12 protein-coding genes are annotated in these 15820 nt (G+C 74.4%); all 12 read right to left on the bottom strand.

From position 1 onward, the window contains the following. Window positions 1-133: 133 nt before the first annotated feature. Window positions 134-904 carry a peptidoglycan editing factor PgeF gene (gene pgeF, locus Y09_RS03205; protein ID WP_053916212.1) on the bottom strand — a complete coding sequence of 257 codons (771 nt, stop codon included), beginning with the start codon at window positions 902-904 and terminating at the stop codon, window positions 134-136. After that, on the bottom strand, window positions 901-2232 hold the full coding sequence (gene ftsZ, locus Y09_RS03210; RefSeq protein ID WP_053916213.1) for a cell division protein FtsZ: 1332 nt from the start codon (window positions 2230-2232) through the stop codon (window positions 901-903). The genes pgeF and ftsZ overlap by 4 nt, the downstream gene beginning before the upstream one ends. Window positions 2233-2529: 297 nt before the next feature. Further along, window positions 2530-3180 carry a cell division protein FtsQ/DivIB gene (locus tag Y09_RS17755; protein WP_234695610.1) on the bottom strand — a complete coding sequence of 217 codons (651 nt, stop codon included), beginning with the start codon at window positions 3178-3180 and terminating at the stop codon, window positions 2530-2532. A 518-nt stretch (window positions 3181-3698) separates the two neighbouring features. After that, complete coding sequence (murC, locus tag Y09_RS03220; protein WP_053916215.1) at window positions 3699-5207, bottom strand: UDP-N-acetylmuramate--L-alanine ligase; 1509 nt, start codon at window positions 5205-5207, stop codon at window positions 3699-3701. Window positions 5208-5242: 35 nt separating this feature from the next. Further along, the gene (gene murG / locus Y09_RS03225; protein ID WP_053916216.1) at window positions 5243-6331 is read right to left on the bottom strand and encodes an undecaprenyldiphospho-muramoylpentapeptide beta-N-acetylglucosaminyltransferase; all 1089 of its coding nucleotides are present in this window, start codon (window positions 6329-6331) and stop codon (window positions 5243-5245) included. Continuing rightward, complete coding sequence (ftsW, locus tag Y09_RS03230) at window positions 6328-7800, bottom strand: putative lipid II flippase FtsW (RefSeq protein ID WP_053916217.1); 1473 nt, start codon at window positions 7798-7800, stop codon at window positions 6328-6330. Before ftsW ends, murG begins: the two co-directional genes overlap by 4 nt. Continuing rightward, window positions 7797-9314 (bottom strand): UDP-N-acetylmuramoyl-L-alanine--D-glutamate ligase, encoded by a 1518-nt coding sequence (murD, locus tag Y09_RS03235; protein ID WP_053916218.1) that lies wholly within the window; start codon window positions 9312-9314, stop codon window positions 7797-7799. The genes ftsW and murD overlap by 4 nt, the downstream gene beginning before the upstream one ends. Then, window positions 9311-10411 (bottom strand): phospho-N-acetylmuramoyl-pentapeptide-transferase, encoded by a 1101-nt coding sequence (gene mraY / locus Y09_RS03240; protein ID WP_053916219.1) that lies wholly within the window; start codon window positions 10409-10411, stop codon window positions 9311-9313. The genes murD and mraY overlap by 4 nt, the downstream gene beginning before the upstream one ends. After that, window positions 10408-11871 carry a UDP-N-acetylmuramoyl-tripeptide--D-alanyl-D-alanine ligase gene (gene murF, locus Y09_RS03245; RefSeq protein WP_053916220.1) on the bottom strand — a complete coding sequence of 488 codons (1464 nt, stop codon included), beginning with the start codon at window positions 11869-11871 and terminating at the stop codon, window positions 10408-10410. The genes mraY and murF overlap by 4 nt, the downstream gene beginning before the upstream one ends. Before the next feature lie 2 nt (window positions 11872-11873). Then, complete coding sequence (locus Y09_RS03250; RefSeq protein WP_053916221.1) at window positions 11874-13466, bottom strand: UDP-N-acetylmuramoyl-L-alanyl-D-glutamate--2,6-diaminopimelate ligase; 1593 nt, start codon at window positions 13464-13466, stop codon at window positions 11874-11876. Between the two features lie 8 nt (window positions 13467-13474). Then, on the bottom strand, window positions 13475-15193 hold the full coding sequence (locus Y09_RS03255) for a penicillin-binding protein 2 (protein ID WP_053916222.1): 1719 nt from the start codon (window positions 15191-15193) through the stop codon (window positions 13475-13477). A gap of 108 nt (window positions 15194-15301) precedes the next feature. Then, a complete protein-coding gene (locus tag Y09_RS03260; protein ID WP_053916223.1) occupies window positions 15302-15820 on the bottom strand; it encodes a hypothetical protein in 519 nt (172 codons plus the stop codon).

Here is a 15820-nt window from a genome sequence, read left to right on the forward strand (position 1 = left end):
GGCGATTCGACACGACAGGGACGTCGTCGGCGTGTCGTGCGCGTGTCGCGGCGTGACGTGCACGTCGTGTCGTGCGGGCCGTCCGGGTCCCGGGCGGGGCGGCGGAGCCCGGCCGGGATCCCCCGGGGCCGGCTCAGTCCCTGCGCAGCACCCCGGCGAAGCGGCCGGTAGCGGCGCTGCGGCGGTAGGAGAAGAAGCGCTCGTCCTCGAGGGTGCAGGGATGGTCGGCGTCGATCGCCTCGGCAGGGACGCCGGCGTCCTGCAGCACGGAGACCGCTCCCGCCCGCAGGTCCAGCGCCGGGGTCCCCCAGCTCGTGCTCGAGGCGGTCGCGGGCAGAAGGGCCGCGGCGTCCTCTCGCATCTGCTCCGGCACCTCGTAGCAGGCGCCGCAGATCGACGGGCCGATGCTCGCGGTCACGTCCGCGGGGCGGGCGCCGAGGGCGGCCATGTCTGAGAGTGTCGCCTCGAGCACGCCGTCCAGCAGGCCGCGGCGGCCTGCGTGGGCGACGGCGACGACCCCGGCGACCGGGTCGGAGAGCAGCACGGGCAGGCAGTCGGCGACCATGATCGCGAGCGCCACGTCGGTGCGGTCGGTGACGATCGCGTCGGCGCGCACGACGGGTCCCGGCTCCCCCGCGGGCCCCGGTCCGTGCCCGGGCCCGGCGTCCAGTGCGGGCAGCACGAGCACATCGGCGGAGTGGACCTGCTCGACGAAGACCAGCGGTGCGCCGATCTCCGCGACCACCCGCGACCGGTTCTCCTCGACAGCCTGTGCGTCGTCGCCGACGTGGCGGGCGAGGTTGAGGGCGGCGTGCTCGCCCGTGCTGACCCCTCCGGCACGGCCCGTGAACAGGGCACGGGCCCCGCGGATCCGCGGGGCCCGTGCCCTGAGGGGGCTCGTCACTTCAGGAAGGACGGCAGGTCGAGGTCGTCGTCGTCCGCCGGGGGCTCCTCGATGTGCGGCGGGCGGGTGGGCTCGGGGGCCCGGGGCGCCGGCTGCGGGGCGACGTTCTGCTGCTGGCCCGCGTCCTCGACGTCAGCGGCGTCCAGCGCCTCGGTCTCGGGCTCGGGGGCGCTGGGCCGCGACGGGGAGAAGGCCTGCTGCGGCAGGCCCCAGGCGCCCGGGGAGGCGGCGGTCGCGCCGGTGCCCTGGCCGGGGCGCTGCTCGGAGGAGGCGGGACGCTGCTGCACGGCGGGCCGCTGCTGCACCGCAGGGCGCTGGGCGGGCTGCTCGGTGCGGGCGGCGGGGCGCTGCTGCGGGGTGAGGTCCTGGCGCGGCTGGGGACCGCCGCCCTCGAAGCCTGCGGCGATCACGGTCACGCGGACCTCGTCGCCGAGGGCGTCGTCGATGACGGAGCCGAAGATGATGTTCGCATCCGGGTGCGCGGCCTCCTGGACGAGGCGCGCGGCCTCGGAGACCTCGTACAGGCCCAGGTCGCTGCCGCCCTGGATGGAGAGCAGCACGCCGTAGGCGCCGTCGATCGAGGCCTCGAGCAGCGGGCTGGAGACCGCGAGCTCCGCGGCCTGCAGCGCGCGGTCGTCGCCGCGGGCGGAGCCGATGCCCATCAGGGCGCTGCCCGCGCCCTGCATCACGGACTTCACGTCCGCGAAGTCGAGGTTGATCAGGCCCGGGGTGGTGATCAGGTCCGTGATGCCCTGGACGCCGGAGAGCAGAACCTGGTCCGCGCTCTTGAAGGCGTCGAGCATCGAGACCTGCTTGTCCGCGATGGAGAGCAGGCGGTCGTTGGGGATCACGATGAGGGTGTCGACCTCGGCCTGGAGCGCGGCGATGCCGGACTCGGCCTGGGTCGAGCGGCGGCGGCCCTCGAAGGTGAAGGGGCGGGTGACCACGCCGATGGTCAGGGCGCCGAGGCTGCGGGCGATCTTCGCGACGACGGGCGCGCCGCCCGTGCCGGTGCCGCCGCCTTCGCCGGCGGTCACGAAGACCATGTCGGCCCCGCGCAGGACCTCCTCGATCTCCTCGGCGTGGTCCTCGGCGGCCTTCTTGCCCACCTCGGGGTCGGCGCCGGCGCCGAGACCACGGGTGATCTCCTTGCCGACGTCGAGCTTGACGTCGGCGTCGGACATGAGGAGCGCCTGGGCGTCGGTGTTGATCGCGATGAACTCGACGCCCTTGAGCCCGGACTCGATCATGCGGTTGACGGCGTTGACACCTCCGCCGCCGACGCCGACGACCTTGATGACTGCGAGGGAGATCTGGGTTCCGGCCACGTTTGGTCCTTGCTCTTGGCTCTTGTTGGTCTTCCTGGAGAAGCGCCTGGATCGCGCCTGGTCGCGACCGCTCCTCAACCCTTGACCTCTACTTGAGGTTCGGACTTCGGGGCGCCTCTCCTTTCTCTCGACGCTAAGGAGGAGTGCACGCGCACGCAAACACCGAGGGCGCGTGTCGGGCGCGAGCCGGGCCAATGTCACCGTCCGGTCCGCCCGATCCGTCGGACTGCGGGGTGTCCGCCCGCCCGTCCCCGTCCCGCTCCCGGCGCACGGGGGCCGGCGTCGCAGCGGAGGAGGTCAGCGGGTGACGGGTGCGACCGGGGAGGAGACGTCGATGGTCGTGCCGGGCCGGCCCAGCAGCGCCTGCACCACCTCGGCCTTGAGCTCCGCATCGTGCGCATCGCCCCAGACGACCGTCTTCGTGCCGCCGTCCTCGAGGGTGAGGACGAGGGTGACGTCGCTGGTGCTGGAGGCGGAGACCTCCCGGACCGCGCCGCGCAGCGGATCGGGCAGGGAGGCGAGCACCTCGCTCATGGTCGCGGCCGCGCCCTCGGGGTCGGCGGCGCCGCCCTGGACGGTCATCGGCACCAGGGTCGCGCCCTCGGCGGCCGCGGCCGGGAGCTCCTCCCCCGCGGCGTCGACCACGGCGGTGCTGCCGTCGGCGCGGGTGAGCTGGGCGACCGGGGCGGCCTCGGTGACGGTGACGGTCATGCCGTCGGGCCAGGCCCGGTCGACCTCGGCGGAGGCGACGCCCGGCACCTCGGCGGCCCGGCCGGCGATCTCGTCGACGGGGAGCAGCAGCACGCTGTCGCCGGTGTGGGAGGCGACGGCCTCGCGCACGTCCTCCTCGGCGACGTACCCGGTCCCCTCGACGGTGATGTCGCGGACCTGCAGGGCCGGGAGCATCACGGCGGCGGCGAGGGCGGCGACGAGCACGAGCAGCGTCACGAGGGTGCCGGCGATGATCGCGCGCCGACGCCGGCGCCACGGGCGTCCCGCGACGAGCTCGCGGAAGCGGTCCGCAGCCTGGACGACCCGGCCGCCTCCCGACTCCTCCTCCTGGGTGCGAGGCGGGGCGAGCGGCGCCTCGGGCTCGACAGCGGGTCGACCCAGGCTGCGGCTCCGGCCCCGGCCTGCGCCCGGCGCCGGGGACGGCGAGGAGGCCGAGGGGGCCGAGTGAGCCGAGTGAGCCGAGGGGGCCGAGTGCGCGCTGCGGGCCGAGGGCGCCGGAGCGGCGCTCCGGCCGGTCGACGCGGCCCGGCCCGACTGCGGGGTGCGCCCGGGCTGCGGGGTGCGGCCCGACCGCGCGGTCCGCGACGGGCCCCCGCCGGAGCCGGCCCCTCCCGTGGGGCGGGGACTGGCCTCGCGGGCGGGGCGCCGCTCGGCGGACTGCTCGGGGCGCTCCGCGGGCGGCGTCGGGCGGACCGTGCCGGGGCGCGGTCGGGGCGTGGTGGGGCGGCGTGCCATCAGGCGCGGTCCCGGGAGTCCGCCTCGAGCGCGGCGAGCAGCGCCGGGGTCGTCTCGACGATGTCGCCGGCGCCCAGCATCAGCAGCAGGTCGCCGGGGCGGGCCGCGGCCGGGACCAGGTCGAGGACCTGCGCGTCGGCGTCGAGGGGGACCACGGCCTCGCCGGCGTGGCCGGTGATGGTACGGGCGGTGGTGGCGGGGTCGGGGTCCTCGCGGGCGGCGTAGACGGGCATCACCCAGGCGAGGTCCGCGGCCTCGAGCGCGGCGGCGAAGTCCGCGGCGAAGTCGCGGGTGCGGGAGAAGAGGTGGGGCTGGAAGACGGCGAGGACGCGGCCCGGCGTCTCCTGCGCCTCGACGATCCCGCGGGCGGCGTCCAGGGTCGCGGCGACCTCGCGGGGGTGGTGGGCGTAGTCGTCCACGACGGTCACTCCCCCGGCGGTGCCCGCCACGTCGAAGCGGCGGGAGGCGCCGGTGAAGGTGCCCAGGCCCGCGGCGAGGCGGGCGGGGTCCAGGGACGGGTCCGCGGCGGCGGTCGCGGCGAGGGCGCCGACGGCGTTGAGGACGTTGTGGTGGCCGGTGACGGCGAGGGACAGGGTCAACGGGCCGGCGGGGCCCTCGATCTCGACCTCGGCGCCGCGGGCCCCGCTGCGCTCGGCGCGCAGCGTCCACGCGATGCCCTCCGCGGTGCCGTAGCCCTGGACGGCGACGCCCCGGGCCCGGGCCCTCTCGCCGAGGGCGGCGGCGCCGGGGTCGTCCTCGCAGACGACGAGGGTGCCGCCCGGTCGCAGCCGGTCCACGAGCGCGTCGAAGGCGGCGGTCAGGGTCTCGGCGTCGCCGTGGAAGTCGAGGTGGTCGGGCTCGAGGTTGGTGACGACGATCGAGCGCGGGGCGAAGGCGAGGAAGGAGCCGTCGGACTCGTCGGCCTCCACGACGGCGGGGCTGTCCGGGCCGCTGCCGCCGGGCTGCTCCCCGAAGCCGGCGTTGCGGCCCAGATCGGGCACGGCCGCGCCGAGAGCCCAGGCCGGGTCCTGCCCGGCGCCGCGCAGCGCGGCGACGGCCATGCCGGTGGTGGTGGTCTTGCCGTGGGTGCCGGCGACGGCGATCAGGTCCCGCTCCCCGAGCAGGCCCGCGAGCGCCGCGGCGCGGTGGATCACCGGGATGCCGCGCTCCTGGGCGGCGGCGACCTCGGGGTTGTCGGCGCGCACGGCGGTCGAGACGATGACGAGGTCGCAGTCCTCGGCGAGCAGCGCGGCGTCGAAGCCGATCCCGATCCGGGCGCCGGCCTCGCGCAGCGGGGCGATGAACTGGCCGTCCTGCGAGTCCGACCCGCTCACGGCGAGCCCGGCCTCGAGGGCGAGCCGCGCCACGGCGCTCATGCCGGCGCCGCCGATCCGCACCACGTGCGCCGAGCGGATGCTCTCCCCCGCCGGCCAGTCCGGCCGGGTGATCACGTCGCCGGGGCGCAGGATCGTGCGGGGTGCGGGGCCGTGAGGGGAGGCGGGAGTCATGGGGTCACGGTATCCGGGCGCTCGGCGCTGCCGGGTCAGGCTCGGCGTGCGACGCCGATCACGACGTCGGCCATCACCTCGGCCGCGTCCGTGATGCCGAAGGCGCGGGCGGCCTCGGCCATCGCGCCGCGCCGCTGGTCGTCCAGCAGCAGCGGCAGCACCTCGCTGCGCAGGTGCTGCGCGTCGAGCTCGGCGTCGGGGACCATCAGCGCGCCGCCGGCGGCGACGACCTCCTCCCCGTTCAGCGCCTGCTCGCCGTTGCCGATCGGGAGCGGGACCAGCACGGCGGGCAGCCCGACGGCCGTCAGCTCGCTGACGGTGCCGGCGCCCGAGCGGGTGAGGGCGAGGTCGGAGGCCGCATAGGCGTCCTCCATGGCGGAGACGTACTCCAGCACCCGGTAGCCGTCCCTCTCGGCGAGGCCGGCGGCCTTGCCGCGGCCGGTGACGTGGAGGATCTGCGCGCCGGCGGCGGTGAAGGCCTCGGCGGCCTCGCCGACGGCGGCGTTCAGACGCTGGGCGCCGAGGGACCCGCCGGTGGCCAGTAGCACGGGGCGGGACGGGTCCAGCCCGTAGCCGGCGACGGCCTCCGCGCGGCGGGCGGCGCGGTCGAGATGGGCGATCCCCTCGCGCATGGGCATGCCGATGCGGCGGGCACCGGGGAGGGTGGAGCCCTCGAAGGCGGTGAGCACGGCGGCGGCGCGGCGGGCGCCGAGGCGGTTGGCGAGCCCCGGGCGACGGTTCGCCTCGTGGATCACGACGGGCAGGCGCTGGGCGGCCGCGGCGAGATAGGCGGGCGGGCAGACGTAGCCGCCGTAGCCGGCGACCACGTCGATCCGTCGCTCGCGCAGAAGGGCGCGCACGGCCTTCAGCGTGCCGGCGAAGCGCCCGGGGAAGCGCAGCGCCGCCCCGTTCGGACGGCGCGGGAAGGGGACCTTCTCGATGGTGACGAGCTCGAGCCCGGCGGCGGGGACGAGGTCCGTCTCGAGCCCCTGGGCGGTGCCGAGCACGATGATCTCGGACTCGGGGCTGCGGCGGCGGATCTGCGCGGCGGTGGCCAGCAGCGGGGAGACGTGTCCGGCGCTGCCGCCGCCGGCCAGGAGGATGCGGGGCGGGGTGGGGGTCATCGGGTCCTCCGGGAGGGGCTGGAGGCGCCGCGGCGGCGGCGCGAGGCGGAGCGTCCAGAGCGCGAGGAGCGCCCGGCCTTCGCGGCGCGACCGGCCTTCCCACGGCGTCCGGCCTTCGCGGGGCGGGCGGCGGGGGCGCTGTCGCGCGGGGCGGGCTGGACGCTGACGGAGCGGCGCACCGAACCGAAGCGGGCGCTGATCGCCTCCTGCGCGCCGGGCTCGCGCCGGGCGAAGGAGAGCAGCAGGCCGAGCGCGGTCATCGAGGCGAGCAGGGCCGAGCCGCCCGAGGAGATGAACGGCAGGGGCACGCCGATCACGGGCAGCAGACCGGTGACCACCATCATGTTCACGACGGCCTGGCCGAGCAGCCAGGCGCTGATGCCGGCGACGGTGATCTGCATGAAGTGATCCTCGAGCCGGGTGATCATGCGGAACATGATCAGGGCGAGCACGGTGAACAGCGCGAGCACGCCGAGGGTGCCGATCAGGCCGAGCTCCTCGCCGATGATCGCGAAGATGTAGTCGTCCTGGGCGGCGGGTAGACGTCCCCACTTCTGCCGCGACTCCCCGAGCCCGACGCCCCACCAGCCGCCCTCGGCCAGGCCCATCAGGCCCTGGTCCGACTGATAGCAGGAGTCGCCCTCGCAGATCCCGAGGATCCAGTTCGTGATGCGAGCCATGCGGTTGGCGCTGGTGACCGTGAGGAAGATGATGCCGATGACCCCTGCGGCGCCGGCGAGGGCGAACCACCGGCGCGGGATGCCGGCCACCCACATCGCTCCGGCGACCAGCATGGCCATGATCATCATGGTCCCGAGGTCTTGCCCGAGCATCACGAGACCGAGTGCCAGGAGGGCGCCGGGCGCCAGCGGGAACAGCAGATGCGCGGGTCGGTGGAGCAGCGGTCGTTTGATCGACAGCAGGGCCCCGAGCCACACGGCGAGCGCGAGCTTGAGGAACTCCGAGGGCTGCAGCGTCTGACCGCCGATCATGATCCAGTTCTGGTTGCCGTCCACCGCCACGCCCAGTCCTGGGACGAAGACGAGGCACTGCAGCATCAGTCCGAGGCCCAGCAGCGGCCAGGCGGCGCGCCGGTAGAAGCCCGGAGGCAGCATCGCGGCGATGATCAGCAGCACGAGCCCCATCCCGGCGAAGGTCCCCTGGCGGACCAGGCCGGCGTAGCCGGAGTTGCCGCGGGAGATGTTCAGGACCGCGGAGGACGACAGCACCATCACCAGGCCGATGCCGACCAGCATCGCGCCGACGACGATCAGGGCGTAGAAGTCCAGCGCCGGCGAGCGCAGCCAGCTGCCGACGCCCTCGCGGACGCGGCCGGAGATGTTCCCCAGGGGCTGGTCCTCGTCGGGGCGGACGACGGAGGTGGAGCGGTCCGCGGGACGGGTGCCGGAGGCGGACGCGCGGGAGTCGGTGCTGCGACGTGCGTCGCGCCGGGTGTCCTCCATCGTCATGCGTGCTCTCCTGGCAGTCGGGTCACGGCCGCGGCGAACAGATCCCCCCGTTCCGCGTAGTCACGGAACTGGTCGATGGAGGCGGCGGCCGGGGCCAGCAGCACCACGTCCCCTGCGGCGGCGAGGGAGCGGGCGGCCTGCACCGCGTCCTCCATCAGCCGGGTGCGCGCGGCGACGTCGTCAGTCTCGCCCGGATCGATGCGCCGGACGGGGACCTCGGGGGCGTGTCGGCTGAGCGCCTCGCTGAAGGGCACGGGGTCCAGGCCCAGCAGCACGACGCCGACCAGACGGTCCGCGGCGGCGGCGACGAGCGGGCCGAGATCGGCGCCCTTGACGTCGCCGCCGGCGATCCAGACCACGCGCTCGGCCGCCTGGAGGGAGGCCGCGGCGGCGGCGGGGTTGGTGGCCTTGGTGTCGTCGACGAAGCCGATGCCGTCGACGGTGGCGAGGTGCTGGGCGCGATGGGCGCCCATGCGGTAGGCGCGCAGCCCGTCGCGGACGGCATGGGCCGGGACGCCGTGCGCGCGGGCGAGCGCGGCCGCGGCGAGGGCGTCCAGGAGCACGTGCGGGCCGGCGCCCTGGGGACCCAGGTGCGCGAGGTCGGCGAGGGTGGCGAGCTCGGCGGCGGAGCTGCGGCGCTCGGGGTGGAAGGCGCGGTCGACGAGGATGCCGTCGATGATCCCGAGCTCGGACAGGCCCGGGGCGCCCAGCGAGATGCCGACGGCGCGGGCGCCCTCGACGACGTCCGCCTCCTCGACCAGGTGCAGGGTGGTCTCATCGGCGGTGTTGTAGACGCAGGCGGTGCGGACGCCCTCGAAGATGCGTCCCTTGGCGCGGGCGTACTCCTCGGCGCCGCCGTGCCAGTCGAGGTGGTCGGCGCTCACGTTCAGCACCACCGCGGCCTCGCAGTCCAGGTGCTCGGTCCAGTGCAGCTGGAAGCTGGACAGCTCCAGCGCGAGCACGTCGAAGCCCTCGGGGTCCAGGGCCGCCTCGATCACGGGCAGTCCCACGTTCCCGCAGGCGACGGCGCGCAGGCCCGCGGCGCGCAGGATCGACTCGAGCATGGTGACGGTCGTGGTCTTGCCGTTGGTGCCGGTGATGCCGAGCCAGGCGGGGCCGTCGGCGGCCTGCATGCGGCGGGCGAGCTCGACCTCGCTCCACACGGGGATGCCGCGGGCGGCCGCGGCGGCGAGCAGGGGCTGGTCGGGGCGCCAGCCGGGCGAGGTGACGACGAGGTCGATCTCGCGGTCCTCGGGCAGGGCGCGGGTGTGCTCGGTGCCGAGGCGGAACTCCGCCCCGAGCACCTCGAGGATCCGGGCGCGCTCGCGGATCTCGGGGGTGTCCGCCCCGTCGACGACGAGCACGCGGGCGCCGCGCTGCATGGTCTGGTCGGCGATCGCGTAGCCGGAGACGCCGAAGCCGGTGACGAGGATCCGCAGCCCGGCCACGTCCATCCCCGGCCAGGGGCGCTCCTCGGCGGGGAGGGAGGGGGCGCCGCCCGCCGGGGCGGTCATGAGGCGAGCCTCGGCAGGGCGTCGAGGTAGAACAGGCCCAGGCCCACGCCGGCGAGGATCCCGGCGACGATCCAGAAGCGGACCACGATGGTGACCTCGTTCCAGCCCTTGAGCTCGAAGTGGTGCTGCAGGGGCGCCATCCGGAACACGCGCTTGCCGGTCAGCTTGAAGCTCGTCACCTGGATGATCACGGACAGGGAGATGACCACGAAGAGGCCGCCGATGATCGCGCCGAGGATCTCGGTGCGGGTGACGATGGTCAGGCCGGCGATCGCGCCGCCGAGGGCGAGGGAGCCGGTGTCGCCCATGAAGATCTTCGCGGGCGAGGTGTTCCACCACAGGAAGCCGACGCAGGCGCCGATGATCGCCGCGCACAGCACCGCGATGTCCAGCGGGTCGCGGGTGTCGTAGCAGTGCACCAGTCCCCCGGCGTCGAGGTCGACGCTGCACACCTGCCGCCACTGCCAGAAGCTGATGATCAGGTAGGCGGCGGTGAACAGGATGGTCGCGCCGCTGGCGAGGCCGTCGAGGCCGTCGGTGAGGTTCACGCCGTTGGACCAGGCGGCGACCAGGAAGTTCGCCCAGACCGCGAACAGCAGGAAGCCGACGACCGAGCCGAGGAAGGCGAGGTCGAGCCAGGGGATGTCGCGGACGAAGGAGATGTGCGTGGAGGCGGGAGCGTTGCCGTTCTCGTCGGGGAACAGCAGCGCCATCACGGCGAAGCCGGTAGCGACCAGGAACTGGCCCACCAGCTTGTAGCGGGGGCGCAGGCCCGTGGAGTCCTGCTGGGAGATCTTGAGGTAGTCGTCGAGGAAGCCGACGACGCCGAGGCCCACCATCAGGAAGAGCACCAGCACCACGGAGACGCTCGGCGAGGTCCACAGCACGAGGTGGGTGAGGAAGTAGGCCAGGACCACCGCCAGGATGATCGCGACGCCGCCCATGGTGGGCGTGCCGCGCTTGGTCGCGTGGGAGGTGGGGCCGTCGTCGCGGACGAACTGTCCGTAGCCGCGGCGCTCGAGCACCTTGATGAACAGCGGCGTCCCGAAGATGGACATGGCCAGGGCGAGCGCCCCCGCGATGATGATCGCGATCATGCATCGTCTCCCGTCTGGTCGGTCCCGGCGTGCCGGTCGAGCGCCTCCACGAGCGGCTGGGCGAGCCAGCGCAGGCCCGCGTCGCGGGAGGACTTCAGCAGCACCGCGTCACCGGGACGCACGGTCCGTTCTAGCACAGCGAGCGCCTCGTCCACGGTGTCGACGTACTCGGACTCACCGCCGAAGCTGCCCTCGAGGCTCGCCCCGTGATGGATCGGTGCCGCGCCGTCGCCGACGACGTAGAGCTGGGAGATGTTCAGCCGCACCGCCAGGCGGCCGATCTCGTCGTGCAGCAGTGCCGCATCCGGGCCGAGCTCGAGCATCTCGCCGAGCACCGCGATGGTGCGGCGGGTGCGGCCGAGGTGCGCGAGGGTCTTCAGCGCGTGCCTCATCGAGTCGGGGTTGGCGTTGTAGGCGTCGTTGATGACGAGCGCGCCGCCCGCCTCGAGGACCTCCATGCGATGGCCGGAGGCGAGCGTCGCCCCCTCGAGCGAGGCGGCCGCCGCCGCGGGGTCGACGCCCGCGGCCAGCGCCCCGGTGAGGGCCGCCAGCACGTTCGCGGCCTGGTGCTCGCCGAGCAGGTCGGGGCGGACGGGGAAGGTGCCGGAGGGGATCGAGGTGCCGTCGAGGGCGGTCAGCCCGTCGGGGACGACGAGGTCGAAGCCGATGCGGGCGCGGTCGTCCAGGGTGAGGTCGGTGCCGCGCACCGTCCCCTCGTGGAAGCCCCAGGTGAGGACCGGGGCGGCGGAGCGCTCGGCCATCCCGGCGACGAGCCGGTCCTCGACGTTCAGGATCGCGCGGCCTCCGGGGGCGAGCGCCTCGACCAGCTCGCCCTTGGCCGTCGCGATCGCCTCGACGCTGCCGAACTCGCCGAGATGGGCGGAGCCGACGTTCAGGACGAGCGAGATGTCGGGGCGTGCGATGGCGGTGAGCTGGGCGATGTGGCCGATGCCGCGCGCACCCATCTCCAGCACGAGGAAGCGGGTGGACGTGGTCAGGCGCAGCACGGTCAGCGGCAGGCCGAGCTCGTTGTTGAACGTGCCGGCGGGGGCGATGGTCTCCCCGGCGGGGGTGAGGATCGTGCCGAGCAGGTCCTTGGTGCCGGTCTTGCCGGCGCTGCCGGTGACGGCGAGGACGACGAGCTCGGGGTTCTCGGTGCGGGCGCGCTCGAGCTGGGCGCGGGCGAGATCGGACAGGGCGGTGCGCACGTCGGCGACCTGGACGGCGGGCACGCCGCGGTCCTCGGTGACGAGCGCGGCGGCGGCGCCGGCGGTGCGGGCGGCCTCGAGGTAGTCGTGGCCGTCGACGTGCTCGCCGGGGAAGGCTGCGAACAGGTCGCCGGGTGCCGCCTCGCGGGAGTCGATGCGTGCGGTGCCGGTGACGGTCTCGTCACCGGTCGCGCCGCCCACGAGGGTCCCGCCGGTGATCTCGGCGATCTCCCGTGTCGTGATCTGGAGCATGCTCAGCGTCCTTCGTCCATGTCGTCGGCATCGACCCGTCGGGGCGTCGACCGTGCCGTGTGCAGCGCGTCGCGCAGCCGGAGGCGGTCGTCGAACGGATGGACGATACCCCCGATCTGCTGGCCCGTCTCGGCTCCCTTGCCCGCCACCAGGATGGTGTCGGACACGTCGGCCAGGGAGGCGGCCAGCTCGATCGCGGCGCCGCGCCCATCCACCTCGTGGACCTGCGCGTTCGTGTCCTCGGGGATGCCCGCGAGGACCTCGTCGCGGATGCTCGCGGGGTCCTCGGTGCGGGGGTTGTCGTCCGTGACGATGACCACGTCGGCAAGGCGGGCGGCGACCTCGCCCATCCGGGGCCGCTTGGTGCGGTCGCGGTCGCCGCCGGCGCCCATGACGACCACGAGGCGGCGCGTGCCGGGCACGGCGCGCAGGGTGGTCAGGGCCTGTTCGAGGGCGTCGGCGGTGTGGGAGTAGTCCACGATCCCGCGCACCCCGTCGTCGGCGACGAGCTCCATCCGGCCGGGGACGGTGCCCTCGGTCGCGAGGGCCTCCACGACCTCCGGGCCGGAGCGCCCGATCGCGGCGAGCAGCAGCTCGGCGGCGAGGGTGTTGGCGACGTAGTGACGGCCGGGCAGCGCGGCGTGCAGGGTGCGCTCCCCCTCGGGGCCGTGCACGGTGACGGTGCTGCCGTAGCCCTCGGAGTGCGCGGCGACGGCGCGATGGTCCGCCTCGACGCCGGGCAGGGTCGCGTAGGTGGTGACGGGGATCGTCGCCTCGCGGGCGAGGCGGCGGCCCCACTCGTCGTCCACGCAGACGATCCCGCGCCGGGCGTGCTCGGGGGTGAACAGCAGGCGCTTGGCCCTGTAGTACTCCTCCATCGTGCCGTGGAAGTCGAGGTGGTCCTGGGTGAGGTTGGTGAAGCAGGCGACGTCGAAGACCACCTCGTCGGCGCGGTGGAGGACGAGCGCGTGACTGGAGACCTCCATCGAGGCGACGGCGACCTCGTCCTCAGCCATGCGGGCGAGGATGCCGTGCAGCTCGGGCGCCTCGGGGGTGGTGCGCACGGTCGCCACCGTGTGGTCCGCGCCGCGGGCGTCGCGGTAGCTGGTGCCGCTCGTGCCGATCACCCCGGCGGGGACGCCGAGGGCGAGCAGGGTGCGGGTGATCGCGGTGGTGATCGAGGTCTTGCCGTTGGTGCCGGTCACGCCGACGGTCGCGAGGCGCTCCGCGGGCCGGCCCTGGACCAGGGCGGCGGCGGTCGCGGTGGCGGCACGGGGGTCGGGGACGACGAGGGCGGGCAGGCCCGCATCGGCGCAGAGCTCGCTGCCGTCCTCGTCGGTCAGGGCGAGGGCGGCGCCCCGCTCGACGGCCTGGGCGGCGAACCGGGCGCCGTGGGTGACCTGGCCGGGCAGCGCGCTCCACAGATCTCCGGGCTCCACGGAGCGGGAGTCGAGGGTGACTCCGGTCAGGCGCAGGGCGTCATCACCGGGGTCGTGCGGCGCGACGCCCAGGGCGGAGGCGAGCTCGGCGACGCTCGCGCCGCGGGGGCGGCGCGGGCGGGCAGGCTCGTGCTGGGGCACAGGGGTCTCGCTCATGGGTGTCCTCACCACTCGTTCTCGAGCTGACGGGCGGGCACGCCCGTCGGGGCGATGCCCTGGTTCTGGAGCGTGAAGGTGGTCAGCTCGGAGAAGGCGGGGGCGGCGGCCTTGGAGCCCGAGATGAAGGTGTCCAGGCCGAAGAGGAAGACGCCGATGACGATCTCGGGGTCGTCCGCGGGGGCGAAGCCGATGAAGGAAGCGGTGTAGGTGCCGTCGGGGACCTGGGCGGTGCCGGTCTTGCCGGCGACCGCGTAGCCGCTCACCGCGGCGCTCGAGGTCTCGTCGTCCACGGCGTTGTCCATCAGCGCCTGCATGGTGGCCGCGGTCTCGCTCGAGACGACACGGGTGCTCTCGGGCTCGCCGAGGGGGCGCACCGAGCCGTCGGCCTCCTTGACGCCGGAGATCAGCGAGGGCTGGACGCGCACGCCGTCGTTGGCGAAGGTGCCGACGGCGGAGACCATCTGGAGGGCGTTGACGCTGTAGCCCTGGCCGAAGGAGGTGGTGTAGCGGGTGCGGCCGGTCCAGTCCGAGGCAGGGTGGACGATGCCGGCGGACTCGCCGGGCAGCTCCACGCCGGTCTTCTCCCCCAGCCCGAAGGCGAGGAGGTAGTCGTGGCGCACCTCGGGGGTGAGCGTCTCGGAGATCTGCACGGTGCCGACGTTGGAGCTGTTCTTCAGCACGCCGGCGAGGGTGAGCCGCTGGTCGGGGTGGCTGTGGGAGTCCTTGATGCGCTCGCCCTCGAAGTACTTCTCGTAGGGGACGTCGTACTGGGACTCGGGGGTGACGGTGCCCTCCTCGATCGCGGCGGCGATCGTGAAGAGCTTGCCGGTGGAGCCCGGCTCGAAGACGCTCGAGATCGCGCGGTTGCCGAGGTCCTCGGCATCGGCGTCGCCCGGCGAGTTCGGATCGTAGGTCGGGGACTCCGCCAGGGCCAGCACCTCGCCGGTGCGGGCGTTGTAGGCCACGGCGCTGCCGCCGGTGGCGCCCCACTGCTCGACGGAGCTGGCGACGACCTGCTGCGCCTTCCACTGCAGGTCGCGGTCCAGGGTGAGCACCACGTCGCTGCCGTCGACGGCGGGGGTCGTCTCCTGCTTGCCGGTGGGGATGATCTGCCCCTGGGCGCCGCGCTCGTAGGTGGTCTTACCGTCGGTGCCGGCGAGCTCGTCGTCGAAGGAGAGCTCGGTGCCGGCCAGGGCCGTGCCGTCGGCGCCGACGAACCCGAGCACGTTGCCCGCCACGGAGCCGGCGGGGTAGATCCGGTCCGCGACCGGGTCGGCTCCGATGCCGGGGATGCCCAGGGCGACCGCGGCGTCCCGCACGGCGGGCTCCACGTTCTTGCGGAGGTAGGCGAACCCGGCCTCGCCGGTCAGCGCCTCCTCGGTCTCGCTCACGCTCCAGCCGAGCACCGGCGCGAGCTCCTGCGCCGCGGCCTCCACCCCGGTGACCTCGGCGGTCTTCGAGTTCGCGAGGTAGTCGTCGACCTGGGTCTGGTTGACCCAGAGGTCGTAGCGCTGCACGGAGCTGGCCAGCACGGTGCCGTCGCGGTCGGTGATGTCGCCGCGCAGCGCGGGGATCGACCGGGTGACGGTGCGCTGGGCGATCGCCTCCTCGGCCCGGGCGCTCGCGTCCAGGCCCTGCACCCAGACCAGGCGGCCGGAGAGGGCGAGCACGGCGACCAGGACCAGACTGATCAGGAGGCGATGACGGGTGGAGGGGTCCCCCACGCGGGCCCGCGGGAGCCGGATCGCGCCGCCTCCGGGGCGTGGACGACCAGCACCTCCCGCGGAGCGGGAGGTGCTGGACCGGCCGTTTCTGCGCGATGGCGACATGAGTCAGGCCCCTTCGTTGCCCATGCCGTGGTACTCGGTGGGCTCGTCGTAGATCTGCGCCGGCGGGACCGCCACCTCGGCGGGAACGTCCGCCAGCTCCGGCGTCCCCTCAGTCTGCTCCGCCGGGGCCGTCTCACCGATGATCCGGCCCGTGTCGAGGTCGATATATGCCGGATCCGACACCGGGACCATCCCGATCTCGCGCGCCTGGCGCTCGAGCTCCTGCGGGGTGCCGAGGCGCTCGTTGGTCTCCTGGAGGCCCTGGCTCTCCTCGGTCAGCCGCTGCGACTGGCCCTGGAGCCGGGTGATCTCGTAGCTCGCGTCGGACATCTGGATGTTCATGAACAGCAGCGCGGCGAGCGTCGCGGTGACGATGAGCGTGCACAGCAGCGCGAACGGCATCAAGCTGCCGCCCGTCTTCGGCGTGGAGACGACGGTGAGGCGGGGCCGGGAGGTCTGGGCGGTGCGCGCTCCGCGAGCAGGGCGGATCGCGGGCGCATGAACGGCGGACGTGCTGGCCAT

This window comes from Brachybacterium sp. SW0106-09, assembly GCF_001293905.1.
Lineage (GTDB): Bacteria > Actinomycetota > Actinomycetes > Actinomycetales > Dermabacteraceae > Brachybacterium > Brachybacterium conglomeratum.

Coding starts and splice junctions, on each gene's coding strand:
- Y09_RS03250 (WP_053916221.1), bottom strand. CDS start 13,466: ATGAGCGAGACCCCTGTGCCCCAGCACGAGCCTGCCCGCCCGCGCCGC.
- murF (WP_053916220.1), bottom strand. CDS start 11,871: ATGCTCCAGATCACGACACGGGAGATCGCCGAGATCACCGGCGGGACC.
- murC (WP_053916215.1), bottom strand. CDS start 5,207: ATGACTCCCGCCTCCCCTCACGGCCCCGCACCCCGCACGATCCTGCGC.
- ftsW (WP_053916217.1), bottom strand. CDS start 7,800: ATGACGATGGAGGACACCCGGCGCGACGCACGTCGCAGCACCGACTCC.
- murD (WP_053916218.1), bottom strand. CDS start 9,314: ATGACCGCCCCGGCGGGCGGCGCCCCCTCCCTCCCCGCCGAGGAGCGC.
- Y09_RS03260 (WP_053916223.1), bottom strand. CDS start 15,820: ATGGCCAGCACGTCCGCCGTTCATGCGCCCGCGATCCGCCCTGCTCGC.
- mraY (WP_053916219.1), bottom strand. CDS start 10,411: ATGATCGCGATCATCATCGCGGGGGCGCTCGCCCTGGCCATGTCCATC.
- murG (WP_053916216.1), bottom strand. CDS start 6,331: ATGACCCCCACCCCGCCCCGCATCCTCCTGGCCGGCGGCGGCAGCGCC.